The organism is Nocardia elegans NBRC 108235 (assembly GCF_001612845.1).
GTDB classification, from domain to species: Bacteria; Actinomycetota; Actinomycetes; order Mycobacteriales; family Mycobacteriaceae; genus Nocardia; species Nocardia nova.
Genome location: NZ_BDBF01000036.1, coordinates 66,940 through 90,345, shown reverse-complemented (window position 1 = coordinate 90,345; position 23,406 = coordinate 66,940). Strand labels below are relative to the sequence as shown.

The following is a 23,406-nucleotide window of genomic DNA, read 5'->3' as shown; positions in this document are numbered from 1 at the left end:
GCCGCGGCCACCGCCGGTCTCGTCCTCGGTGGCATCGCGGCGGCCCTGCTGCTGCACGACGATGCCGCCACTCCGGTCCCCACGACCGGCGTTTCCGGCCGGGCGGAGGCCCCCACGCCGCCGGTGACGACGACGGTCGCACCACCCCCGCCGCCCCCCGTCGCGCCGGAACCCGCCCCGCAGGAGTACCCGGAGACGCCGACGGAGACGACCACCCCACCTCCGCCGCCACCGCCGCCGCCCACGCCGACCGTGACTCCGACGCCGACCACGCCGCCGGGGACAACCACGTGGCAACGGCCCACGACCACCCCGCGCACCACCACGACCACGCCGAACGGTCTGGAACCGGTGCCCGGATTGCCGCTGCCGCCGGGCCTGCAGTTCTCCTAGTCACCGACTCCGTGATGATTTCGTAGCGAAACTCACGCCGTTGTGCCCTAAAGTGATGCGCTGACCGGTCGTTCCGGACGTCGCACCGGGCGAGCGGTCTGTTTGATGGTCGAGGGCTGTTGCCACCCAATGGTTTACCGCCCACGGGTGGCCGGCACGTATGTGCCTGACGAAGGGACTCCATGCGCAAGTTGGCGGCGCGTCGCGCCACGGTCGGACGCGCCTCGGTGGCACGCGCGTCGGTGAAAACTGCTGCTGTCGCCCTCGCTTCGACTCTCCTTCTCGGCCCGTGGATCGCCACATCGCCCGCGCTCGCCGATCCGGCGCCGGCCCAGCCGGCGGCCGACACGCTGCCGCCCGAACTGGTGCAGGCCATCGGCCGCGATCTGAAGATGTCGCCCGCGGAGTACTTGGACCGTGCCGCCCGTGCCCAGCAGTTGCGCGACTACGCCCGCGAATTCCGCTCCTCACACCCGCAGGCCTTCGCCGGGGCGTGGCTCGGCGCCGACGGCAAGCCGGTGATGGCGGTGACCTCGCTCGACGCCGCGCGCATCGCCAACTCCGCCGGATATCAGACTCGCCTGGCGCCGATTTCGGCCGACAATCTGGAGAGCTCGCTCGACCAGCTGGTCAAGTGGATCGGCGGGCTGCCGCGGGAACTGTCGGCCGGGATCAATTCGGTCGCCATCGATTTCCTGAACAGCCAGCTGGTGCTGAGCGTCGCGAACACCCCGGCCGGTCACCTGCTGAACCTTCCGACCCTGATCGCCAACGTCAAGGTCGTGCTCTCGCCCGACGGCGGCGGCCCGGTCGAGCACCGACCGATGGCCGGCGACACCTACATCAGCGCTCCCACCTCCCTCGACGATTCCGCGCTGAAGTCGGTGGACGTCTGCTCCTTCGGCTTCAACAGCATCGACGCCGCCGGAAACGCGCTGAATATCAGTGCCGGACACTGTGATCCGAACGTGGGCAAGGGCGACTCCGAGGCCGGGGTCTACCTGCCGAACGTGCGCAACCTGAAGGCCAGCCCACAGTTCGGCACCTTCGTGAAGGCGCAGTTGGGCGGTAGCACCGGACTGGACTACTCGGTGATCAAGCTCAACGAGCGGGCGATCACCGCCGGCATGGACCAGCCCTCGGTGCGCGGCGGCAACGGCACCACTCTCACGCTGACCGGAACCGCCGAACCGATCACCGGCGCCCCGATCTGCAAGTCGGGGCAGTCGTCCACCTTCACCTGTGGGTTCGTGGTGGCCGACCGGGTCGAGACGGCGCTGTTCACCGCCGAGGGCGAATCCAAGACGGTGCGCGGCTTCGCCAGCTCAGCGTGCACCCTCGGTGGCGACAGCGGCGGGGCGATCGTCTCGGGCACCCTCGCCCTGGGCATCACCAGCGGTTCGAACGCCGCCGACGCCCCCGATTGCAAGGCCGCCAACATGGATCTGGCCCAGTACGGAGGGACCGCCACGCTGGGCATCCCGATCCGGCAGATCCTCAGCGATATCGACGCCAATTCCGGTGGCGGCCTGGGCGCCGGCATCACGGTGCGTACGCGCCCGAACGCGGGCTGACGATCCTTCCACTGCGCCGAGGGGCACGTTCGCCGGAGCGGACGTGCCCCTCGGCGCGATACGGGCCGGGTGAACAGCGGGTATCGATTTCCGGTATGCCGGGTGTGAGTTCGGCCAAAGTCCGCGACAAGTAGGCATAGCCGCGTAAACCCCATATAGTCGCCTCATGCTCCTGCCACGCATCCGACTTTCGTCCGCCGCGGGACGTGCCCCGCGCACCCGTCTCCGCAGCGCGGCCGTCGCCGCCTCGGCGGCGGTTCTGGTTCTCGGGCCGCTCGCGGCGACCTCTTCCGCGGACCCCGCGCCCGCCCCGGCCCCGAACCTGCCTGCCGATCTCGTCGCGGCCGTGCAGCGCGATCTGAAGATCTCGCCGGAGGAGTACCTGCACCGCGCCGATGTGGCACAGCACGTGGCGGCCTTCACGGCCACCGCGCAGCGTCAGTTCCCGCAGGCGTTCGCGGGCGCGTGGCTCGACGACGCCGGCAAGGCCGTGGTGGCGCTGGCTCCGGGCCAGGGCCTCGACGAGGCGAAGAAGGCCGCTCAGGACGCCGGATTCGGCGTGAAGGACGTGGCCAAGAGCCAGACCGTGCTGCGCAGCGAGAAGAACGCCTTCCAGCAGTGGCTCTCGGGCCAGCCCGAGGCCGTCGTACAGGCCGTGCGCGGCGTCGTGATCGATACCGTCAACAACAGCATCGCGGTGCGCGTGGACAAGGCCGGCGTTCCGATGCCGGGCTTCGTCGACCCGGCACACGTGATCGTGATGGCCGCTCCGCCGGTCGGCCCGCCGGAGTCGGACCCGCAGGTGAAGCCGGTTGCCGCTGAGCAGCCGAACGCGCCCCGGGCGGGCGGCGATTCCTACGCCTCGGTGGCGGGCAAGATGCAGCTGGTCTGCTCCACCGGTTTCAACGGTGAGGACCGCAACGGTAACCCGGTGAACATCACTGCCGGACACTGCGATCCGAACATTCCGGCCGCCGGTACCGCGAACGCGCCGGGCATGTTCGAGCTGCTGCCGGGCAACCACATCGGCGCCCAGCTGGGCTCGTTCCAGAAGTCGATTCTGGGCAACCAGGACTACTCGATCGTCTCGATCGATGCCGGCAGCCGGGATCGCTTCGCCAACAACCTGGTCCGGGTCCCCGGTGCCGCGCCGATCGCGATCACCGGTGTCGCCGACCCCGTCGTCGGCGCCCCGGTCTGCAAGTCGGGTTCGCGCACCGGCTTCAGCTGCGGCGTGGTCAACGCTGTGGATCAGACCGTGCAGGTCGGTGACCGCGACCTGACCCAGGCCTTCTCGGCGAACATCTGTGCGCTGCCGGGTGATTCGGGCGGCCCGATCGTCACCGGCACCATGGCCCTGGGTATCTCCAGCGCCTCCTCGGTGGCCGACTACCCGATCTGCGAGATCCCGAACCTGATCGGCGCCCTGACCGGTGACGCGCCCCAGCTGTTCGCGCAGCCGGTGAACCAGGTGCTCTCCGACAACCCGGGTCTGCGGGTTCGCACCAACTGAGCGCTTCGAGCATCGTCGAAGGCCCGGCAGCAATGCCGGGCTTTCGTCGTATCCGGGGCGGGAAGCGGTGTGCCCCGAGCGTTCGGGGCAGCGCAATTCGGGGATCCTTCGCCGCGCTGCCGGATGGAAGGATCGCACGCATGTTCACAGCGAAGCTTTTTACCGCCGGTTTGCTCTGCGCCACTTCACTTCTCGTCGCCGCCCCCATCGCATCGGCGACGACCGCCGCCCCGGCAGCCGCGTCCGATACCGCCGGTCTGTCCTCCGGCAGCAGCCAGATCAACCTCGGCTGCCTGCTGGACACCCTGTCGGGCGGCGGACGGACCGCCGATTGCAATCCGCCCTCCATCCCGGTCGGCTGATCGCCGCGAGGAGGCGCCTCGTCGGCAGCACCGAGTCCGCTGTGGCTCGTGCCGACGGGGCACCTTCACGCGCCGGTGACGAGACTCGGTGGCCGCGGCCGCGATAGTGCCGGCACCGCGGCTGGGGCATGCTGGAGTTATGTGTCTGGTGTTGATCGGGTGGCGCGCGCATCCGGAGTATCGGCTGATCGTGGCGGGTAATCGCGACGAGTTCTACACGCGCCCAACCGAATCGATGCGCTGGTGGCCGGAGCGGCCGAACCTGGTGGCCGGGCGTGATCTCGGAGCTCCGGACGGCGTGCCTGGCACCTGGCTGGGGATCGTCCCCGAGGCCGGCCGGTTCGCGACCGTCACCAATGTGCGCGGCCCGAACGAGAAGCGCACCGATGCCCGCTCCCGCGGCGCTCTGCTGATGGACTATCTGACCGCCTCCACGGCACCGGAGAAGTTCGTTCGTTCCACCGCGGCCGATCTGGACGACTACAACGGCTACAACCTGGTGGTCTCCGATCTGGAGACGCTGTGGTGGCACAGCAATCGCAGCGAGGCCACTCCACTGGCCCTCCCGCCGGGAGTGCATGGGCTGTCCAATGCCGCCCTGCTCGGTTCGACCCTTCCCGGTTCCGAACGGACGGCAGGCATCGCGGATCGTCGGACCGCGGAGAGCGAGGGCACCGGAGACGGCACCGTGCACACCGACACCGGCGCCACAGCGTGGCCGAAGGTGCGCGACGGCGTGCGCGCGCTGAGCGCGATAGTCGGTTCGCCGGCGGTCGAGGACTACTTCGACGTCCTGGCCGACCGCACCATCGCACCCGACGCCGAACTACCGCACACCGGATTGTCGCCGGATCAGGAACGCTCGGTATCGGCCCGCTTCGTCGCCAACGACTGGCACGGAACCCGCTGCAGCACGGTGCTCCTGGTCCGCGAGGACGGACGTTTCGAGATCGCCGAACGGTCCTTCGCCGAATTCGGCAAACCGCTCGGCGAGGTGAGTTACACCGGGCGGCTGCGGATCGCGGACTGACCACCGCAACGACAACGGCCCGCCTTCCGTGTGGAAGACGGGCCGTACACGTCTCGGAGCCGGCCGATGACCGGCTCCGCGCCGCGAACTACTTCGGCTGGTTGGCCTGCTGCGCCTGGCCGCTGGCCGCCGCCATGGCCGCATCCGACCACTGGGTGGTTCCGTCGGCGGCCTGCATGGTGTTGACGAGCTCGACGCCCGCCGCAACCAGAGCAGGGCCGCCCACCGCGACGGTGCCCACGATGCCGCCGACGCCGGCGCCGGTGACCAGACCCGGGATGCAGCCGGCGACGATCGTCACGACACAACCGATCGCGGCGCCGATGGCGGTACCGACGAAACCGCCGATCGCGGTCGCCAGACCGAACTTGGTGGCGAAGTCGCTCATCGCGCGCTGGTTCTCGATCGGCGAGGCGACATCCTTGGCGACGAGAACCGGCTTATCGGCCTGGATCGGCGCCTGCTGGTCGACCTTCGTGTCCGCGACCGCGGCCACGGGGGCGGCGGCGACCGGCTTGGTCAGGTCGACGTTGGCGGGCTTGTCCGGCGTCAGCTCGAGTACCGTGCCGTTGTCCTTGAGCACCGGCTTGATCGGAATCTGAACGCCCGCGATCCGGTAGTCGATCGGCATCTCCAGGGCGACATTGCCGGCCTGGTCCTTGATGTCGACGACCTGCTGCTTCTGGTCGGGAGTCGCGCCGTGCTTCTCCACGAGCTCGAACGTGCCGTTCTTGAGCTTGGTGACGACAGTCTTGTCGACCAGTTTGGTGGAGTAGTCGATCCCCGGCTTGGCGTCGGCGGCCGGAGCCGGGGCTGGTGCAGGGTCGGCGTTGGCAGTTCCCAACGCCACGGTCATTGCGCCGATGACCATAGCGGCGACCGCAGTACCTCTGCGGAGCTTCATTCGGTTTCCAATCCGTCATCAGGGTTTGCCGCACGCAACTTCTCCGCGAGAGCCCACGCATCCATCAGGCCATCAACCCCGACTTCAAACCTGACGGACCTCCCCGAGCAGTGTGAAGGTGCACACAGCAAGCAGGACGAGGTGAGCTTAGTCGAATACCCCGACCGAAAGCGAGAATTGTTATGTGCCCTAACAATTAACACGGAATTCCACAACGGTTCGCCTTCGCGGCGAGTAAGCCTGTCCTGGCTTAAGTACCGGATTTGCCGGGATTTACCGTGTCAGACGACCGCGCCCACGCCAAAACCGCAGGACAACACGTGAGAACGGTCACACCCCCAGTACGGTTGGACCCCACAACCTGGGATAGACCACTCGTGCATCATACGATGGACAGATAAGTTACCGGCGGGTAACTTACTGCCCGTTACGATACGAGCAACCGACGGCGACCCCAGCCCGGTCGCCGGAATGCTCGTGGAACCGAAGGAAGGTCGCGACATGAATGCCCTGACAGTGACGCTGGGCACGATTGGAGCGGTGCTCAGCCTGGTGTGCTGGGCGTCGTTCATCGGCGGCGCGTGGAAGATCTTCAGCGCGATCAGGGTCGGTCAGCCGGCACCCGATCGTTGGCGGCCGTTCTTCCCACGCCTCAAGACGATGCTGGTCGAGTTCATCGCCCATACCCGCATGAACAAGTTCCGCACCGTCGGCTGGGCGCACTGGTTGGTGATGATCGGCTTCATCACCGGCGCCATCCTCTGGTTCGAGGCGTACGGGCAGACGTTCGACCCCGAATTCCATTGGCCGATCATCGGCAACTGGGCTGTGTACCACTTCTGGGACGAGCTGATGGGCATCGGAACGGTGGTCGGCATCCTGACGCTGATCACCATTCGCCAGCTCAATCACCCGCGGATCCCGCAGCGCCTCTCACGATTCAGCGGTTCGAAGTTCGGGCCCGCTTATGTGATCGAAGCGATCGTGCTGATGGAAGGCCTCGGCATGATCTTCGTCAAGGCCGGCAAGATCGCGCTGAACGGCGAGGGCAACCCGGCAACGGACTTCTTCACGATGCGGGTCGCCGAATTGCTGCCCGCCAACGCGACGATGGTGTCGATCTTCGCCTTCATCAAGCTGATGTCGGGTATGGCATTCCTCTATTACGTCGGTCGCAACATCACCTGGGGTGTGGCGTGGCACCGGTTCTCCGCCTTTTTCAACATCTACTTCAAGCGTGAGGACGACGGCGGCGTCGCCCTGGGTGCGGCCAAGCCGATGATGTCCAAGGGCCGCGCCCTGGATATGGAGAACGTCGACCCCGATACCGACACCCTCGGCGCGGGGCGGATCGAGGACTTCTCCTGGAAGGGCTGGCTGGACTTCACCACCTGCACCGAATGTGGTCGCTGCCAGAGCCAGTGCCCGGCGTGGAACACCGGTAAGCCGCTCTCGCCGAAGCTGCTGATCATGTCGCTGCGCGATCACGGTGCGGCCAAGGCGCCCTACCTGCTCGCCGGTGGCCGTAAGGATATGGGCGGCGACGAGGTCGGCCTGGTCGACGCCGAGGGCAAGCCGAACGAGGCCGCGCTGGCGAAGATCTCGGAGGCGGCCAAGGCCGAGGCCGAGCGTCCGCTGGTCGGTGGCGAGGATGTCAACGGCATCATCGACCCCGAGGTGCTGTGGTCCTGCACCACCTGTGGCGCCTGTGTCGAGCAGTGCCCGGTGGATATCGAGCACGTCGACCACATCATCGATATGCGTCGCTACCAGGTTCTGATCGAATCGGAATTCCCCTCCGAGCTGGCCGGTCTGTTCAAGAATTTGGAGAACAAGGGCAACCCCTGGGGCCAGAACGCCAAGGATCGCTTGAACTGGATGTCGGAGCTGGACTTCGATATTCCGGTATTCGGGCAGGACGCCGAGAGTTTCGACGGATACGAATATCTGTTCTGGGTCGGCTGTGCCGGTGCCTACGAGGACCGTGCCAAGAAGACCACCAAGGCCGTCGCCGAACTGCTGGCCACGGCCGGCGTGAAATTCATGGTGCTGGGTGCGGAGGAAACCTGTACCGGTGACTCGGCTCGCCGCGCGGGTAACGAATTCCTGTTCCAGCAGTTGGCGATGCAGAACATCGAGACGCTGAATTCGGTCTTCGAGGGCGTGGAGCCGTCGAAGAAGAAGATCGTCGTCACCTGTGCGCACTGCTTCAACGCGCTCAACAACGAGTACCCGCAGGTGGGCGGCACCTACGAGGTCGTGCACCACACGCAGCTGCTCAACCGGCTGGTGCGGCAGAAGAAGCTCGTTCAGGTGAAGCCGGTGTCGGAGAAGGTCACCTATCACGACCCCTGCTACCTGGGCCGGCACAACAAGATCTACAACGCACCGCGTGAGCTGATGGCCGCCTCCGGTGCGAAGGTCACCGAGATGCCGCGCCACGGCGAGCGTTCGATGTGCTGTGGCGCCGGTGGTGCCCGCATGTGGATGGAGGAACAGCTCGGTAAGCGAGTCAACCTCGACCGGACCGACGAGGCGCTGGCCACCCTGGACGGCGGTAATTCGCCGTCGCTGATCGCCACCGGTTGCCCCTTCTGCCGCGTGATGCTCACCGACGGTGTGACCGCGCGCAAGGATTCCGGCGAGGTCGGCCAGGGCGTCGAGGTCGTGGATGTGGCGCAGCTGATGCTGCAGTCGATCGACCGGGTCGAGCCCGCGGCGCTGTCGGAGAACCTGAAGGTGGTCCAGCAGCCCAAGGCTCCCGAACCGGTCGCCGAGGCCGCGGCCGCACCGGCCGCCGAGGCCGCCGTGGCCGAAGCCGCGGTCACCGAGGCGGAGGCGCCTGCCGAGCAGGCCGCCCCGGCCGCCGGTAAGGGCCTGGCCATGAAGGGTGGCGGCAAGGCACCCGGCGGTGGCGGTCTGGCCATGAAGGGTGGCGGTAAGGCACCGGGCGGCAAGGGCCTGGCCATGAAGGGCGCGGCGAAAGCACCGGGCGCCAAGGCAACTCCGGAGCCCGAGGCCGCCGAGGCGAGCGCGGAGGCTCCCGCCGCCAAGCCGGGCGGTCTGGCCATGAAGGGTGCCGCCAAGGCACCCGGCGGCAAGGGCCTGGCCATGAAGGGCGCGGCGAAAGCACCGGGCGCCAAGGCAACTCCGAAGCCCGCCGAAGCCCCCGCGGCAGAGGCGTCGGCTGCCGACGCTCCGGCAGCCGAGAGCACCGAGGCTCCGGCGGCGCCGACCGCCAAGCCCGGCGGCCTGGCCATGAAGGGTGCCGCCAAGGCACCCGGCGGCAAGGGCCTCGCCATGAAGGGTAAGGCCAAGGCTCCGGGCGCCAAGCCCGCGAGCGAAGCCCCGGCCGAGGCTGCTGCCGAGGCGCCTGCTTCGGCACCCGCTTCGGAGGCGCCCGCGGAACCGGCCGAGTCGGCTCCGACCGCCACGTCCACCGGCCCCACCGAAACCAAACCGACGGTGGCGCCGAAGGGTCTGGCGATGAAGTCCGGCTTCAAGCGCCCCGGCCCCAAGGCCCCGCGCACCGCCGAGCCCGCCGCTGCCGAATCCGCCCCGGCGGCAAAGGAATCCGGTAACGGCGCGGCACCGGCCGAAGCGGCCGGCGGCGAAGCAGCCGAGACCGAGGCTCCGGCGGCCGAGTCGGCTCCCGCACCGGAGGCACCGGCGGCTTCCACCGAATCCGCCGACAGCGGCAACGGAGAGGTCCAGCCTCCGACCGCCAAGCCGGGTGGCCTGGGCTTCAAGTCCGGAGCGAAGGCCCCGGGCCGCAAGAAGTAGTTCGCCTCACCGCAGGGGGCGCTGCCACACCGGCAGCGCCCCCTTGTCGTATCCGGCACTACCGGCCCGCGAATCGGAGCATCCACGGATAGCGGCGGGTTCGCCGCAACGCCGAAGGCCGGCCGCTGCGCGAGCGACCGGCCTTCGATGGTGTGTGACTCCTAGTTGCCCGCGGAGTCCTTGGCCCACTTGCTGGTTCCCGGGGCGGCCTGCAGGGTGTTGATCAGGTCCATACCCGCGATGCCGAGCGCGGGGCCACCGACGGCGATGGTGCCGAGGATGCCGCCGACGCCGGCGCCGGCGATCGCGGCGGGGATGCAGCCCACACCAAGCAGCGGCAGGCCCAGGATGCAGCCGGTGATTCCGCCGACCACGACGCCGATCGCGGTGCCGACGAATCCGCCCACGGCCGTGGCGAGTCCGAACTGGGTGGAGAAGTCGTTCATCGCGCGCTGGTTCTCGAGCGGCGACGCGATCGACTGGACGGTGACCGGATGGTCGGTGGTCATCGTCTTCTGCGGCGTCAGTTCGAGGACGGTGCCGTCGTTCTTCACCACCGGCTTCACCGGAACGGCGACATCGTCGACGCGCACATCGGTGGGCAGCGAGACCACGGTGGCGCCGTGGGAATCGGTGACGGAGTACGACTTCTCGTCCTGCGCCAGCCGGAAGGTCCCCCCTTGCAAGGTCGTCACGACCGTCTTGTCCACGAGTTTGACCGAGTACCTGATCCCGGTCTGCTCCGGCGTGGGAGCCGGGTCGGCGTGGGCGGTGGTCAGCCCGGCGGTCAGTGCGCCGATCGTCAGCGCGGAGGCCGCGGTGAGGCTGCGGAGATTCATCGATACTTCCATTCCGTCATCGAATCTCGGCGCCCGCCCCCTCGACGAGCGCCGTCACACCTGCGGGTTTGCGGTGAATTCGCTTCGAGCTCACCACTTTCGGCCACGCAAGCGGATCGATGTTACGCGGATGCCCACCAGCGGAGCAGCCCCCAGTACTGGGGGCCCTCACAAGGCACTGTGCCGCGAATCGGGTTGCGGCACAGTCGGACCGCGGTCGGCCGGAACCGGACCTACTTGTCGTCGGCCCACTTCGTCGTGCCCGGCGCGGCCGACAGGGTGCCGATCATGTCCAATCCGGTGATCGCCAGCGCGGGACCGCCGATCGCGATCGTGCCCAGGATGCCACCGATACCGGCGCCGGCGACCGCGGCCGGAATGCACCCCACGCCCAACAGCGGCAAGCCCAGGATGCAGCCGGTGACACCGCCGACGATAGCGCCGACAGCGGTACCCAGGAAGGTGCCGACGGCGGTCGCGACGCCGAAATTGGTTTCGAAGTCGTTCATCGCGCGATGGTTCTCCAGCGGCGAGGCGATCGGTTGCACGGTGACCGGCTTGTCGACGGTGACGGTGCGCTGCGGCGTCAACTCGAGGACGGTGCCGTCGTTCTTGACCACCGGTTTCACCGGCACCTCGGTCCCGGCGACGCGCACCTCGGTCGGCAGTGAGACCACGGTGGCGCCATGGGGATCGGTGATGGCGTAGGACTTGCCGTCCGCGGCGATCCGGAAGGTGCCGCCCTGCAGGGTGGTCACCACGGTCTTGTCGACGAGTCTCATGGAGTACTTGATCGCCGCCGGTTGGGGTGCGGCGGCCGGTTCGGCGTGCGCGGCCGTGGTTCCGGCGGTGACGGCGCCGACGACCAGTGCGGATATCGCGGTAAGGCGCTGGAGCTTCATCCGGCAATCTTAAACGTCCACATGTCACAAATGGGTCAAATCTGAAGAAGGACTGTTCCGGATGTGATGGTATCCACGTTCCGAATCCGGGTCCGCCCCCGACAGGCAACGAGGCGGACCCGGATCGGCAGCGGCGAGGACCGGTCTGCGGGTTCAGTCCTCGCCGCCTCTTCCCACCGCCAGCGCCGTCGTGACGACTATCGAAAGGGGTGGAAGTTCCAGGTCGGGCCCCGGCGGCACGATCCAGTGACAACCCTCGCGGGTCCATCGGCCCAGGCTGGTGGGCATCATGATCTCGCCGCCGTCGGCCGGGATGCCGATATCGAGACGCTGCAGAATCTCCGCGATCTGCCCACCGGGCCGGCTGTCGGGAAATACGAGAAAGCTCCAGCGCACGCGCCGGGCCAGCACCGGCCCGCACCCGTCGTGTTCGGTCAGCGATCGGCACACCGCTTCGGCGCGGTCGGCCGGCAGATGCACGACACCGACGGCGCCGGTCACCGGCAGCGTGACGAATCCCCCACGCTGGATACATGTCAGACCGGCGTGATGCCGATAGAACATCACCCAATCGTCGGCGGTTCTGAGCTTCTCGACGTTCACAGTTTCCCGACCTTCACGGCGACTCTCTCGATATCTTCAAGGCTCCCGCCACTGCGACGTCCCCGAAACGCCCCCACACGCGCCCTGCACTGCCCTTTCACTGCCCAAACCGCCGGGACCAGCCAATTCCCCTGTACCAGCTCGGTTTCGGTTGTGGCCGTGATCACCGTCCGCTCGTACTCTGGAGACCAGTTCGCGCGGAAGGGATGACATCGTGGTCCGGCAGTGGTCAGGTAAGGAAGCCCGTGCCCTCCGCGATGCCAAACGCATGAGCATCAGGGAGTTCGCGGCCCATCTCGGTGTGCACGAACGCCTGGTGTCGAAATGGGAGGCAGGCGGTGCCCGGGTGCATCCGCGCCCGGTCAACCAGGCCGCGCTGGACACATCACTCGCCAGGTCCGACGAAGTCGTGCGGGCACGGTTCGCGGCCATGATCGATCAGCCCGTCATCGATCGGCCGGAACCGGAATTCGAGGTGCGTCAAGGTCATTCGACGCGCAGCAAGTATTCGAGCGACGCGGAACTTTTGGCACTCGTAGACGCAGGTGCGATGAGAGGTGATGCGTTAGCCGAGATTTCGGAGAGGGATCTGATCATGGCGGCTGCCCACGAAGCCAGCGAGCACGCCGGTCGCGCCGAGGCGAGTAACGTCGGCGCCTCCGCGCTGGAACAGCTCGACGCCGATGCCACCCGCATCGCCAGAGAGTATGTCCACGTGCCGCCGGTTCCGATGATGGTGGAGATGCTGCGGGTGCGCCGGCGGGTGTACCGGCTGCTCGAAGGCCACCAGAAGCCCGCGGACACAAGCCATTTGTATCTGCTGGCCGGAACGCTGTCGGGTCTGCTGGCCAATGCCAGTACCGATCTCGGACATCTCGACGCCGCCGGGGAACAGGCCCGCGCCGCCTGGGCCTATGCGGAACTGTGCGGCCACAACGGATTACGCGCGTGGACGCGCGGCATGCAGGCGCTGATCGAATACTGGTCCGAGCGGCCGCGCCGGGCGGTGGCACTCGCGCAGAACGGTCAGCAGTACGCCGACTCGGTGACCGCGAAGGTCCGGCTGCACAACATCGAGGCGCGCATCTGGTCCAAACTCGGAAGCGCCGCGGACGCCGAACGCTGCATCCGCGCGGCAGAGGCCGCGCGCGCGGGCACCGGCACCGACGAACTGCACGACGAGACCGGCGGTGTCTTCGGCTTCCCGGAGGCCAAGAGTCATTACTACGCCGGCGCCACCTACATCCATCTCGGCCAGGCCGAACCGGCACTGGCCGAAACCCAGCGCACCATCGAGTTGTACAGCGGCGGCCCCCGCGAACAGCGGTCGTACGGAGCCGAGGCGCTCGCGCGGGTCGACAACGCGGCGGCCCAGCTGATCAACGGCAGTCTCGACGGCGCCGGCGACGCACTGAGTCCGGTACTCGAACTCTCCGAGGATCGCCGCATCGCCCAACTCGAGGAGCGGCTCACCGGACTGCGCCGTCGCATCGCCACTCCCCGCTTCCGCGACGCGGTCGAGGCGCGCCGTCTGGACGAACGGATCGAGGAGTTCTGCGGCACCACGGTCGCCACCGGGATGCTGCCGGCCAATCCGTCGACCTGAGCGGCGGGCGCGCCGGCCCAGATGTGACCGGCACAACGCCGATACGGCGCGGGGGCGATGCCTCGGATATGCAGTTGCGGGGCGGTGGCACCATTGAACAGGTGAGCCCTACCAGTCAGTCACCGCATCAACCGCCCCGGATTCTGGAGCAGTCCCTGAAGCTCCAGAACGTTCTCTACGAAATCCGTGGGCCGGTGCACGCACATGCGGCACGACTGGAGGCCGAGGGCCATCGCATCCTGAAGCTGAACATCGGCAACCCGGCGCCGTTCGGTTTCGACGCCCCCGATGTGATCATGCGCGACATGATCGCCGCGTTGCCGTACGCGCAGGGCTACTCCGAATCCAAGGGCATCCTGCCCGCGCGCCGCGCGATCGTGACCCGGTACGAGCTGGTCCCCGGCTTCCCCGAATTCGACGTGGACGACGTCTACCTGGGCAACGGCGTCTCCGAACTGATCACGATGACGATGCAGGCGCTGCTCGACAGCGGCGACGAGGTGCTCATCCCCGCACCGGACTATCCGCTGTGGACCGCCATGACCAGTCTCGCCGGCGGCACCGCCGTGCATTACCTGTGCGACGAGTCCAACGGCTGGCAGCCGGATGTGGCCGATATCGAATCGAAGATCACCGACAAGACCAAGGCCCTGCTGGTGATCAACCCGAACAACCCCACCGGCGCGGTGTACTCGTCGGAGGTGCTGCAGCAGCTGGTGGACCTCGCTCGCAAACATCAGCTGTTGCTGCTCGCCGACGAGATCTACGACAAGATCCTCTACGACGACACCAAGCACATCTCGCTCGCCAGCCTGGCTCCCGACCTGCTGTGCCTCACCTTCAACGGCCTCTCCAAGGCCTATCGCGTGGCCGGATACCGGTCCGGCTGGCTGGTCATCACCGGCCCGAAGGAACACGCGGCCGGATTCCTCGAGGGCATCGACCTGCTGGCCTCCACCCGGCTGTGCCCGAACGTGCCCGCTCAGCACGCGATTCAGGTGGCGCTCGGCGGCTACCAGAGCATCGAGGATCTGATCCTGCCCGGCGGGCGGCTGCTCGAGCAGCGCGATGTGGCGTGGGAGAAGCTCAATATGATCCCCGGCGTCTCGTGCGTGAAGCCGAAGGGCGCGCTGTACGCGTTCCCGCGGCTGGATCCCGAGGTGCACGACATCCACGACGACGGAAAACTGGTGCTCGACCTGCTGCTTCAGGAGAAGATCCTGATGGTGCAGGGCACCGGTTTCAACTGGCCGCAGCACGATCACCTGCGCATCGTGACGCTGCCGTGGGCCCGGGATCTGGCCGTGGCGATCGAGCGCTTCGGCAATTTCCTCTCCAGCTACCGCCAGTAGTCGGGGCCGGGACGTGCCAAAACAAACCGGGAGTTTGGAAAAGTAGGTTTTTGAAGACTTTACTGGCGCAAACTTCGAACTTTTGTGTACAGTAGTCCTCGGCACTCACAGTGCCCGGCCGAGCCGCCTACCCCCCCTGGGCCGCTCGGTCCTGGATTCGACCGCCTACCCCCCCTGGGCCGTCGGATCCCTTTCGGGCGGCGGAGACATCCCCCTGCTCTCCGCCGCCCGCTCCCACTGCCTTGCTGTACCGCCTCTCCGCGTATTCAGGCCTGGTTCAGGCGCGGGATCCTTTGCGTTGGCGGCCGGTGGATGGTCGATTGGTTCTGTTAGCCCGTGCCCCGGTGAGTTACCCATGTTCTTGCGTGATCAGGTGTGCGGTTGTTCTTTGAGGCTGAAGCGGGCGCGTGAATCCGGCCAAAGCACGCGGAGACGTAGTACGCGCTGCTGTTGAAAATAAGTTCCTTTAAGCTCCCTGCGGTGAGCGAGCATCATCACCATCATCATGACCATTCCGGGCCCATTGCTATCGGGGCTACGGCGGCTCGGGTGGTGGTGGGGGTGCTCACCGCGATCGGGGTGATCGTCGTGATCGCCATGATCTGGTTGTGGCCCAGTCGGCAGCATGTGGATATTCCATTGCCGATGCAGAACGGTGGCGGCGGGGCGGTGCAGACCGAGGCCGGGACCGTCGCGATGCAGGATATGGGGCCGTGCGGGAGTCCGTCGAACGGGCGCGCGTTTCCCGATACTCCGCAACCACCGCCGACGAATGCCTACACCTGCCAGCGCAGTCTGGTCTCGATCGAATCGGGGCCGAACAAAGGCAGCCGTACGCTGCTCGAAATCGCGCCGGGGCCGGGACAACCCGATTTGCATGCCGGAGACCACATTCGGCTGGTTCGCCAGGACGACCCGAGCGGAACCACCATCTATTCCTTCGACGACTATTCGCGCGGCATGCCCCTGCTGCTGATCACGCTCGTCTTCGTGGTGGTGATCGTCGCGGTGGCGCGGTGGCGCGGGTTGCGCGCGGTGCTCGGCCTGGTGTTCGCCTTCGGGGTGCTGGTCGTATTCCTGCTGCCCGCACTGCTCGACGGGAAGCCCGCGCTGCCGGTTGCCCTCGTCTCGGGAGCGCTGATTCTCTACGCGGTCCTCTATCTGGCGCACGGCGTCAATCTGCGGACCAGTTCGGCGCTGCTGGGCACACTCAGCGCGATGGTGCTCGCGGCGGTGCTGTCCTGGGTCGCGCTGGAGGTGACGAATCTGACCGGATTGTCCGAGGAGCAGAACACCAACGTCGCCACCTATATCCAGCACGTCAGCATTACCGGTCTGCTGCTCGCGGGCTTCATCATCGGCTCCCTCGGTGTGCTCAACGACGTCACCATCACCCAGGCCTCGGCCGCTTTCGAACTCGCCGCACTCGATGAAGAGGCAACGCGGCGTGAGGTTTTCGCGGCCGCCATGCGCGTCGGCCGCGACCACATCGCCAGTACCGTGTACACCCTGGTCCTCGCCTACGCCGGCGGCGCGCTGCCGCTGCTGCTGATGTTCTCCGTCGCCGGGCGCTCCATCAGCGACGTGCTCACCGGTGATGCGGTGGCCATCGAAATCACCCGATCCGCGGTCGGCGGCATCTGCCTCGCGCTGTCGGTGCCCTTGACCACCGCCATCGCGGTCCTGCTGGCCCGCCCCTTCGGGCAACGCGCCGGCTTCGACGACTACGAGCCCGAACCCGAACCCCGCCGTGCCGTTGCCACGGGCCGGCGTCGGGCCGAGAGTGCGGCCGAAACCACCGGCAGCCACCGCCGGGTCGCCGCGCGTGGCGAGACCGCAGGAAGTCGGCGCGTGGAGGGCCGGGAGAACAGGGACGGTCACGACCGCATCGACCACCGCGGTGGACCGAATACGGGCAGTCATCGCCGCGTCGAAGGGCGTCCGGCCGAGCCGCCCACCCGTCGCCGCACCGCCCCCTCGCCCGATGCGACCGGGGGCCAACGCCGCGCCGACACCGGCGGCCACCGGCGCATCGACGATCGCCGGACCGACACCGGCAGTCACCGGCGTATCGACGGCCGCACCGAAGAGCCCACCGGCGGCCACCGGCGCGTCCCGTCCGGCCGTCCTCACGACGACCCCCGGCCGAGCTGGCCCACCCGGCCGCCGCGACCGGATGCCGAGCCATATCCCCGGAACGATCCCCCACCGCGCAACCGATCCTCTTGGCCCACAACGGGTTACGGGGATTGATCGACGCGCCTCCGACTACCGGCGGTGACGATACCTGCCGCCGCGATCGCCAGCGCTGCCATCATCGCGGTGCCAGCCCATCCGAACCAGCTCACTGCGGCCGCACCGAAGGCGGTGCCGGCGCTGCCCCCGACGAAATACACCACCATGTAGGCGCTGTTGAACCGGGCTGGTGAGCCCGGGTCGATGGCCAGCACCGTGCTCTGATTGGCGACCTGCGCCGCGAACAGGCCCGCGTCGAACAGACCGAGACAGAGCAGGGCGAGCACCGTATTCGACAGGGCGACAGCGAGTATCACCGCGGCCGTACCGGCGATGACGAGACCCACCAGGATCACGCGCCGCGCCCCCACCCGATCCGTCCAGGCTCCCGCGATGCGGGTCGCGGCGACACCGGCCAGTCCGGCGAACGCGTACAAGCCGATTCGCTCGGACGAGTAGGAGAACGGAGGCTGCGACAAGGCCGCCGCGAGACCGCCCCACACCGTGCAGAAGGCGAAGAACCACAAGGTGCCGCGAAGGGCCGCCGACCCCAGCAACGGATAGCGGGTGAACAGTCCCGGCAGCCCGCGCAGCATCGCCAGATACCCGGAGGCGACCGAGGCGGTTGCGGCGGGCAGCACGACCCGGGTCGCCGCCGCGAGCACCACACACGCCGCCGCGAAGACGAGCAGCATGCCCCGCCAGCCGATGAGGTCGGTGAGCCACCCGCCGACGATTCGCCCGGCCAGGATTCCGGCCGAGATCCCCGCCGTCACGGTTCCCAGCACCGTCGCACGCCGGCTCGGTTCCGCGAAACGCCCTGCTACCGAGCTCATCTGGGCACCCACCGAGGAGGCCGCACCGATCAGGCCGATCACCGGGCCGAGCAACCACACCGCCCCGGCCGCGGCGCCGATCGCCGAGGCCGCGGCGAGGGCGGCGAACTGCAGCGACACCACTGTCCGAGGTGGATACCGGTCCACCAGCGGAACCAGGAGCGCGAGCCCGAGCAGATAGCCGACCGGCCCGCACGCCAGCGCTATCCCCATTTCCGCGACCGATGCGTGCAGCGATCCCGCCACCGCCGCGATCCCCGGCTGCAGTACGTACATGGTCGCGGTGCCGAGCCCGGCCGCCACCGCCATGAGTCCGACGACGGCCGTGCGCAGCACCGGAGCACGGGTGTCGATCAGCAGGTCGTTGTCCATGAACACGACGCTAGGAATCGGTCCCGGCCGGTGCTGGCGCTAATCGGACGCGACCGTCGACGCTTCCCGCGAGAACCGGATGGCCGACTCGTTCAGCGTCGTTCAGTCCGGGAGGAGGCCCATCGCGGTCAGAATTCGGTCCGCATAGCCGGAATCGATGGTCTCCCCACTGACCAGCAGCCGGTAATAGAGGGCGCCGTAGATCAGATCGATGGCAGTGTCGGGGTCGAGACCCGCGGGAAGGCGGCCGGTGGATCGCGCGTCGGCGAGGAGCTCACCCACCTCGGCCCGCCGTCCGGCGATGAACCGATCTCGCAGCGCCGCAGCCAATTCCGGATCGTGCTGCGCGGCGGCGACCAGGGCTACGAAAGGACGCCGAGCGTCGGGATCGCTCATCAAGGTCGCCACCCGGCGGACCGTGGTGCGCAGACGGGTCAGGGCATCCCCCTCGGCGGGGACGCTCATCCGGTCCGCGAAGGCGTCGGTGAACGCATCCATCAGGACGGCCGCCTTGGTGGGCCACCAGCGGTAGATGGTGTTCTTGCTGACACCGGCGTGGGCGGCGATCTCGTCCACGCTCAGGCCCGGCAGGCCGCGGTCGGTCAGCAGGTCGCGGGCCGCCTCGAGCACCGCGCGCCTCGATCGTTCACTGCGCGGCCGGCCCGGACCGCGCGACTGTTTCGGCTCGACCATGGCGCCAGTCTAGCCTTTTGGATACGATACGAGCAGTATCCTAATTAACCGCAGGTGATGACATATGATAGCGACAGACAAGGTGTGGCTGATAACAGGGGCCTCCTCCGGATTCGGATTCGCACTGACTCGTGCGATCGCGTCCGCCGGGGGCCGGATCGCGGCGACGGCCCGCGCCCCCCAGCGCGCACAGGCCCTGCGAGAACTGGCGGCCGAGCATCCCGGGCGAATCCTGGTGACCCCGCTGGACGTCACCGACGCCGAGCAGTCCCGGCAGGCGATCGCGCAGGCGAAGCGGACCTTCGGACGGATCGACGTGGTCGTGAACAACGCCGGCTACGGGGTGTTCGGTGCGCTGGAGGAGATTCCGGACAGCGAAGTGCGCGCGGTATTCGAAACCAATGTGTTCGGATCGCTCAACGTCGTGCGCGCCGCACTGCCGGTATTGCGCGAGCAGAAGGGCGGCCACCTCGTGCAGATCTCGTCGGTAGCCGGTGTGGCCGCGCCGTCGCCGGGCCTGGGCCTTTATGCCGCAACGAAATTCGCCGTCGAGGGCATGAACGAGGGGCTGCTCCGGGAGGTCGCTCATCTCGGCATCGATGTGACCATCGTCGAGCCCGGCATGTTCGGCACCGGTTTCGTTGCGTCGCTGGGGATTACGCCTGCCTCGCATCCCGACTACGGCGCCAGTGTCCGAGCGGCCTTCGACCGTTTGTCCACCCTGGACCCGAGCGTCTACGGCGATCCCGACGATGCCGCGCAGCAGATCATCGCGGCCGTCGAATCGCCCACACCTCCGCTGCGGCTACCGATCGGCCGGGACGCGATCACCGCGATCCGCGCCAAACTGACCGCCGAACTCGCCGCCCTCGACGCGCTGGACAGCGCCGCGGCGGCCGGCCGCTGATGCCGCACCGGATCGCGACACCTCCCCGCGGGTTCGATCGCGGGGTGGCAGGCGCGCACGAATGCCGCTAAGGTCGGTGCGTTCCACCGGCGCGGTGCCGGGGGAATCTTCAACGGGGGTGGGCCGCATGGCATTCCGTAAATCGACGATCCAGAAACAGCTGGCCGAGAAGCTGGCCGAATTCGCCCCGCCGGGTGAGCGGATGCAGCTCGCCTTCCAGGCGATCACCGGCCCGAGCCCGTGGGTGGACGACCTGCCCTACGTGCGGTTCGCGATGCTGTTCGTGCGCAAGTACTACTTCGTCGTACTGACCAATACGTCGGTCGTCATCGTCGAGGCCAACAAGTGGACGGGCCGGCCCGCGAACCTGGTCTGCGCCGAGCATTTCAGTACGGCCATGTTTACGGAGATGAAGATCAACCCGCTGTGGTCGAAGGTGTACTACCGCATGCCGCACACCGGAGCCCCCGAGCGCCTCAACGTCCATCGCCGCTGGCGCGAGGAACTCGACGCACTGGTGTCGCGGCTCCCGCAGTTGGCCAACCTGGCCGCCTGAGAGCAGATCGGCTCATCGCGGGCGCCTTCGCGAATCGAGTTGCATGCCGACCACAGCCTCGTCCCGCCCACGCCTAGTGCGCGGGGCGGAGTTCCACGCAGCATTCGCCGGCGGTCGGCGCGAGCACCGCTTCGATCGCCTCGGCTTTCAGGCCCGTGAGCACCCCGCGCAGGTAGGCGTGGTTGAGGCCGCAGACCAGACCGGGGGCTTGGGTGGAGAGGGGGTGGAAGGGGCAGTTGCGCAGGCGTAGGCAGTTCAGCGGGTCGCGGCTGGGTTCGAAGCCCTCGTCGGACAGGATCGCCTGCACCACCGTCAGGGCGCGCTCGACGCCGAGGCGGCCGGGGCGTAGGCGCTCGCGGGCGTTGTGGCCCACAGCGTTTCCGCGTTCGGCCGCGACTCGTTCGGCGGCATCGCGGGCCGTTTCACCGGCACTCTCGGCCAGCACCGCATCCATCAGAATTTCGGCCAGCACTTCGTGGCGGCGTTCGGGGATGTTCACCCGCACCTCGGCGGCGGTGGGCTCGTACACCTTGGGAGCGCGGCCGACCCGGCGCAGGCCGCCGGTCTGTTCGTAACGCGCCTGGAGGAGTCCGGCGGCGACGAGTTTGTCCAGATGAAAGGCTGCCAGCTTCCGCGAGATCCCGACCTGTTCGGCCGCTTCGTCACGGGTCACGGGCCGCCGGGCGCCGCGAATGAATCTGTACATGCCGCGCCGCAGGTCGTCATCGAGCACCGCGACCGCACCGATCGCCGAATCGCTGGTCATTCGACCACAATAACGCCGAAGCTGTTGGGTCGAAAGATCGATGGCACCGATTCACATGCGATGTATTGACCACCGATACAGTTTCGCCAATACTTATTGGCGAAACTAAACCTCGACCGAGGGAGAGTGGAGCCATGGCCGGTGAGGTCGCAGCCGGAGATATGGAACAGGCCAAACAACCCGTCAGCGCCGCACTGGCCGGGCCGTACGGGCATCCGTTCCACCCGATCCTGGTGACAGTGCCGATCGGGGCATGGGTCGCGAGCCTCGTCTTCGACATCGGCTCCCACATCGTCGGCGACCCGCAGTTTCTCGCCCGCGGGGCCGAATGGCTGGTAGCGATCGGTGTGCTCGGCGCGTTGGCCGCCGCCTCGATCGGCTTTCTGGACCTGTTCGCCATCCCGTCCGGCACGCCCGCGTTCCGCACCGGGCTGATCCACATGAGCCTGAACCTGATCATCACCGTCGCCTATGCACTGAACTTCTGGTGGCGGACCGCGGCCGGCACCGATCGCGCGACACCCGTCGGGCCCCTGGTCTTGTCGATCGCATCCCTGCTCGTGCTGGGCATATCCGGATATCTCGGCGGCAAACTCGCCTACCGCTACGGTGTCCGGGTCGCCGGCGAAAGCACCCAGGCCACCGGCTACCGCCGCTGACCTTCCCTTCTCACACTCGGGAGTCATCATGGGCATCGCAGCGCTGATCCTCTGGCTGCTCACCGCGGGCGGAGGGTTCTTCCTGCTGGCCACCTGGATCGCCAAAGGCGGTGTGCGACAACCGGGTTCCAGTCATCTGCCGCCGCCGGTGGTCTTCGGGCACTTCCTGCTCGCCGTGGCCGGTCTGGTGGTGTGGATCATCTATCTCGTGATCGACAACGACGCCTTGGCCTGGGTCGGATTCGGACTGCTGGTTCCGGTCGCGCTGCTCGGATTCGTGATGCTGTTCCGCTGGCTGCCCGTCTACCGCGCCCGCACCACCGGGCGGGTGGCCGAGGCCGGGGAGCCCGCCGAGCGGCATTTCCCGGTGGCGATCGTCGGCGGGCACGGCGTCCTGGCCGTCGCGACTCTCGTACTCGTGCTGCTCACGGCTCTCGGCGTCGGCGGGAGCTAGCGTCGCGCCCTGAGGCGAGCCCGGCGTCAGCCGGCGGGTCGAGCACCGGCCACGGCGAAGGCGACCGCCTCGGCCGCATTCGCCGCCCGGTGGCTTCCCTCGACGGTCTCGCCCTCCGCATCGAGGATCTGCCATCCGCCGATCGACACCACCGGCACGCCCCCACGTCGATTCGCCAGCGCCAGCTCCGACAGCGTTCCCCAGGAACCGCCCACCACGACCACCGCATCCGCCGACGAGATCAGAATCGCGTTCCGCGCCTCACCCATATTCGTGTACAGGACGGCGGAGAGTCCGGCACACACACCGGCTCGGCCGGTGTCCGGCCGTACTCCGATCACCAGGCCGCCTTCGGCCGACGCGCCCTCGGCGACCGCCGCCATCACCCCGGTTCCGCCGCCGCACAACACGACTGCGCCGGCCCGAGCCAGCAGCCGGCCGACCTCCCGCGCGGTAGCGGCCTCGGCGTCCGTGCAGTCGCGCGGCCCGCAGACCGCGATCTGGACAGGGGGCATCTCGCACACTCCTCGGACCAGCCGATAGGTGATGATCAGGCTGATCCGGTCGGATGTCACCGCCCGCGATGGGCGTTGAGCGACAGGCCGAGTCCGGCCACGGTGAGTCCCAGCAGACCGAAGACCGGTTGCAGCCAGAAGAACTGGCCGATGATTATCGGCTGCACCGCGACCCAGCCGACCAGCAGCGCACCGCTGCACACCGCCATCGCGGCCGCTCGGTGATCGTTTCGAATGACCGCGGCGGCCGTCGCCGCCATCGGAACCGCCACGAGCAGACCGAGGAGAACGGCTGCGAGAACCGGACTGTGCAGGGGCAATCGCGCCTCGACGGCGGCACCGAGGTCGGCACCGCCACCGGCGAGACCGATGGCCCCGGCCAGGGCCCAGAACGCGGTGAATGCTGCCACGCCCGCCAGCACCGCGCGGGTCAGCCGGATCGTCTTGACCTCGGTGGAAATCGTCATCCTTCGACAGTGCCCGGTCGGCCACCGGTTGGGGCAGGGCCGAAGGTCGTTGCTTTGGCCAGGCCCTCGGCCGAATCGAGGCGCT

The 23,406-nt window shown here is 68.0% G+C and carries 20 protein-coding genes and 2 pseudogenes; 13 read left to right on the top strand and 9 right to left on the bottom strand.

Features of this window, described 5'->3' with window-relative positions:
* The 5 genes and pseudogenes from NE2_RS36420 to NE2_RS24265 all read left to right on the top strand — a co-directional run.
* A pseudogene (locus NE2_RS36420) lies at window positions 1–393 on the top strand (hypothetical protein); the annotation flags it as partial.
* A 182-nt stretch (window positions 394–575) separates the two neighbouring features.
* Window positions 576–1,967, top strand: a complete 1,392-nt coding sequence (locus tag NE2_RS24280) for a S1 family peptidase (protein WP_063029715.1) — start codon at window positions 576–578, stop codon at window positions 1,965–1,967.
* A gap of 166 nt (window positions 1,968–2,133) precedes the next feature.
* Entirely contained in the window at window positions 2,134–3,480 is a 1,347-nt protein-coding gene (locus NE2_RS24275) for a S1 family peptidase (RefSeq protein WP_062967752.1), read from the top strand.
* Between the two features lie 140 nt (window positions 3,481–3,620).
* On the top strand, window positions 3,621–3,842 hold the full coding sequence (locus NE2_RS24270) for a hypothetical protein (RefSeq protein ID WP_063029713.1): 222 nt from the start codon (window positions 3,621–3,623) through the stop codon (window positions 3,840–3,842).
* A 139-nt stretch (window positions 3,843–3,981) separates the two neighbouring features.
* Window positions 3,982–4,872 carry an NRDE family protein gene (locus tag NE2_RS24265; protein ID WP_063029711.1) on the top strand — a complete coding sequence of 297 codons (891 nt, stop codon included), beginning with the start codon at window positions 3,982–3,984 and terminating at the stop codon, window positions 4,870–4,872.
* A gap of 88 nt (window positions 4,873–4,960) precedes the next feature.
* Here NE2_RS24265 and NE2_RS24260 read toward each other — a convergent pair whose 3' ends face one another.
* Window positions 4,961–5,728, bottom strand: coding sequence for a DUF8020 domain-containing protein (locus NE2_RS24260; protein WP_227463074.1), 768 nt, complete (start codon window positions 5,726–5,728; stop codon window positions 4,961–4,963).
* A gap of 549 nt (window positions 5,729–6,277) precedes the next feature.
* Between NE2_RS24260 and NE2_RS24255 the strand changes: the two genes are divergently transcribed.
* Window positions 6,278–9,559, top strand: a complete 3,282-nt coding sequence (locus tag NE2_RS24255) for a (Fe-S)-binding protein (RefSeq protein WP_063029739.1) — start codon at window positions 6,278–6,280, stop codon at window positions 9,557–9,559.
* Between the two features lie 161 nt (window positions 9,560–9,720).
* Here NE2_RS24255 and NE2_RS24250 read toward each other — a convergent pair whose 3' ends face one another.
* The 3 genes from NE2_RS24250 to NE2_RS24240 all read right to left on the bottom strand — a co-directional run bounded on the left by NE2_RS24250 (window position 9,721) and on the right by NE2_RS24240 (window position 11,903).
* Window positions 9,721–10,398, bottom strand: coding sequence for a DUF8020 domain-containing protein (locus NE2_RS24250; protein ID WP_030514312.1), 678 nt, complete (start codon window positions 10,396–10,398; stop codon window positions 9,721–9,723).
* A 233-nt stretch (window positions 10,399–10,631) separates the two neighbouring features.
* Window positions 10,632–11,300, bottom strand: coding sequence for a DUF8020 domain-containing protein (locus NE2_RS24245; protein WP_063029708.1), 669 nt, complete (start codon window positions 11,298–11,300; stop codon window positions 10,632–10,634).
* A 153-nt stretch (window positions 11,301–11,453) separates the two neighbouring features.
* Window positions 11,454–11,903: a hypothetical protein gene (locus NE2_RS24240; RefSeq protein WP_063029706.1), complete on the bottom strand. Its 450-nt coding sequence runs from the start codon at window positions 11,901–11,903 to the stop codon at window positions 11,454–11,456.
* 268 nt (window positions 11,904–12,171) lie between these two features.
* Between NE2_RS24240 and NE2_RS24235 the strand changes: the two genes are divergently transcribed.
* The 3 genes and pseudogenes from NE2_RS24235 to NE2_RS24225 all read left to right on the top strand — a co-directional run.
* Entirely contained in the window at window positions 12,172–13,509 is a 1,338-nt protein-coding gene (locus NE2_RS24235; protein ID WP_084494294.1) for an NsdA family TPR-like regulatory protein, read from the top strand.
* Between the two features lie 92 nt (window positions 13,510–13,601).
* Complete coding sequence (locus NE2_RS24230; RefSeq protein WP_036523778.1) at window positions 13,602–14,861, top strand: pyridoxal phosphate-dependent aminotransferase; 1,260 nt, start codon at window positions 13,602–13,604, stop codon at window positions 14,859–14,861.
* A gap of 480 nt (window positions 14,862–15,341) precedes the next feature.
* Window positions 15,342–16,565 (top strand): annotated as a pseudogene (locus NE2_RS24225) (YibE/F family protein); the annotation flags it as partial.
* Window positions 16,566–17,101: 536 nt separating this feature from the next.
* On the opposite strand, the gene NE2_RS24220 reads toward NE2_RS24225, so the two are convergent.
* Entirely contained in the window at window positions 17,102–18,304 is a 1,203-nt protein-coding gene (locus NE2_RS24220) for an MFS transporter (protein WP_063029737.1), read from the bottom strand.
* Window positions 18,305–18,406: 102 nt separating this feature from the next.
* Window positions 18,407–18,997 (bottom strand): TetR/AcrR family transcriptional regulator, encoded by a 591-nt coding sequence (locus NE2_RS24215; protein WP_063029702.1) that lies wholly within the window; start codon window positions 18,995–18,997, stop codon window positions 18,407–18,409.
* Between the two features lie 64 nt (window positions 18,998–19,061).
* Between NE2_RS24215 and NE2_RS24210 the strand changes: the two genes are divergently transcribed.
* Together NE2_RS24210 and NE2_RS24205 are read left to right on the top strand one after the other, a co-directional pair.
* A complete protein-coding gene (locus NE2_RS24210; protein WP_063909467.1) occupies window positions 19,062–19,904 on the top strand; it encodes an SDR family NAD(P)-dependent oxidoreductase in 843 nt (280 codons plus the stop codon).
* A gap of 127 nt (window positions 19,905–20,031) precedes the next feature.
* Entirely contained in the window at window positions 20,032–20,460 is a 429-nt protein-coding gene (locus NE2_RS24205; RefSeq protein ID WP_146165228.1) for a hypothetical protein, read from the top strand.
* 73 nt (window positions 20,461–20,533) lie between these two features.
* On the opposite strand, the gene NE2_RS24200 is transcribed toward NE2_RS24205, so the two are convergent.
* A complete protein-coding gene (locus NE2_RS24200; RefSeq protein ID WP_063029698.1) occupies window positions 20,534–21,226 on the bottom strand; it encodes a helix-turn-helix transcriptional regulator in 693 nt (230 codons plus the stop codon).
* Window positions 21,227–21,360: 134 nt separating this feature from the next.
* On the opposite strand from NE2_RS24200, the gene NE2_RS24195 reads away from it, so the two are divergent.
* Both NE2_RS24195 and NE2_RS24190 read left to right on the top strand, forming a co-directional pair.
* Window positions 21,361–21,885: a DUF2231 domain-containing protein gene (locus NE2_RS24195; RefSeq protein ID WP_063029696.1), complete on the top strand. Its 525-nt coding sequence runs from the start codon at window positions 21,361–21,363 to the stop codon at window positions 21,883–21,885.
* A 28-nt stretch (window positions 21,886–21,913) separates the two neighbouring features.
* Window positions 21,914–22,339, top strand: coding sequence for a hypothetical protein (locus NE2_RS24190; RefSeq protein ID WP_063029694.1), 426 nt, complete (start codon window positions 21,914–21,916; stop codon window positions 22,337–22,339).
* 26 nt (window positions 22,340–22,365) lie between these two features.
* Here NE2_RS24190 and NE2_RS24185 read toward each other — a convergent pair whose 3' ends face one another.
* Both NE2_RS24185 and NE2_RS24180 read right to left on the bottom strand, forming a co-directional pair.
* Complete coding sequence (locus NE2_RS24185) at window positions 22,366–22,854, bottom strand: SLOG cluster 4 domain-containing protein (RefSeq protein ID WP_084494295.1); 489 nt, start codon at window positions 22,852–22,854, stop codon at window positions 22,366–22,368.
* A gap of 56 nt (window positions 22,855–22,910) precedes the next feature.
* Window positions 22,911–23,321, bottom strand: a complete 411-nt coding sequence (locus NE2_RS24180) for a hypothetical protein (RefSeq protein WP_063029692.1) — start codon at window positions 23,319–23,321, stop codon at window positions 22,911–22,913.
* Window positions 23,322–23,406 lie beyond the last annotated feature (85 nt).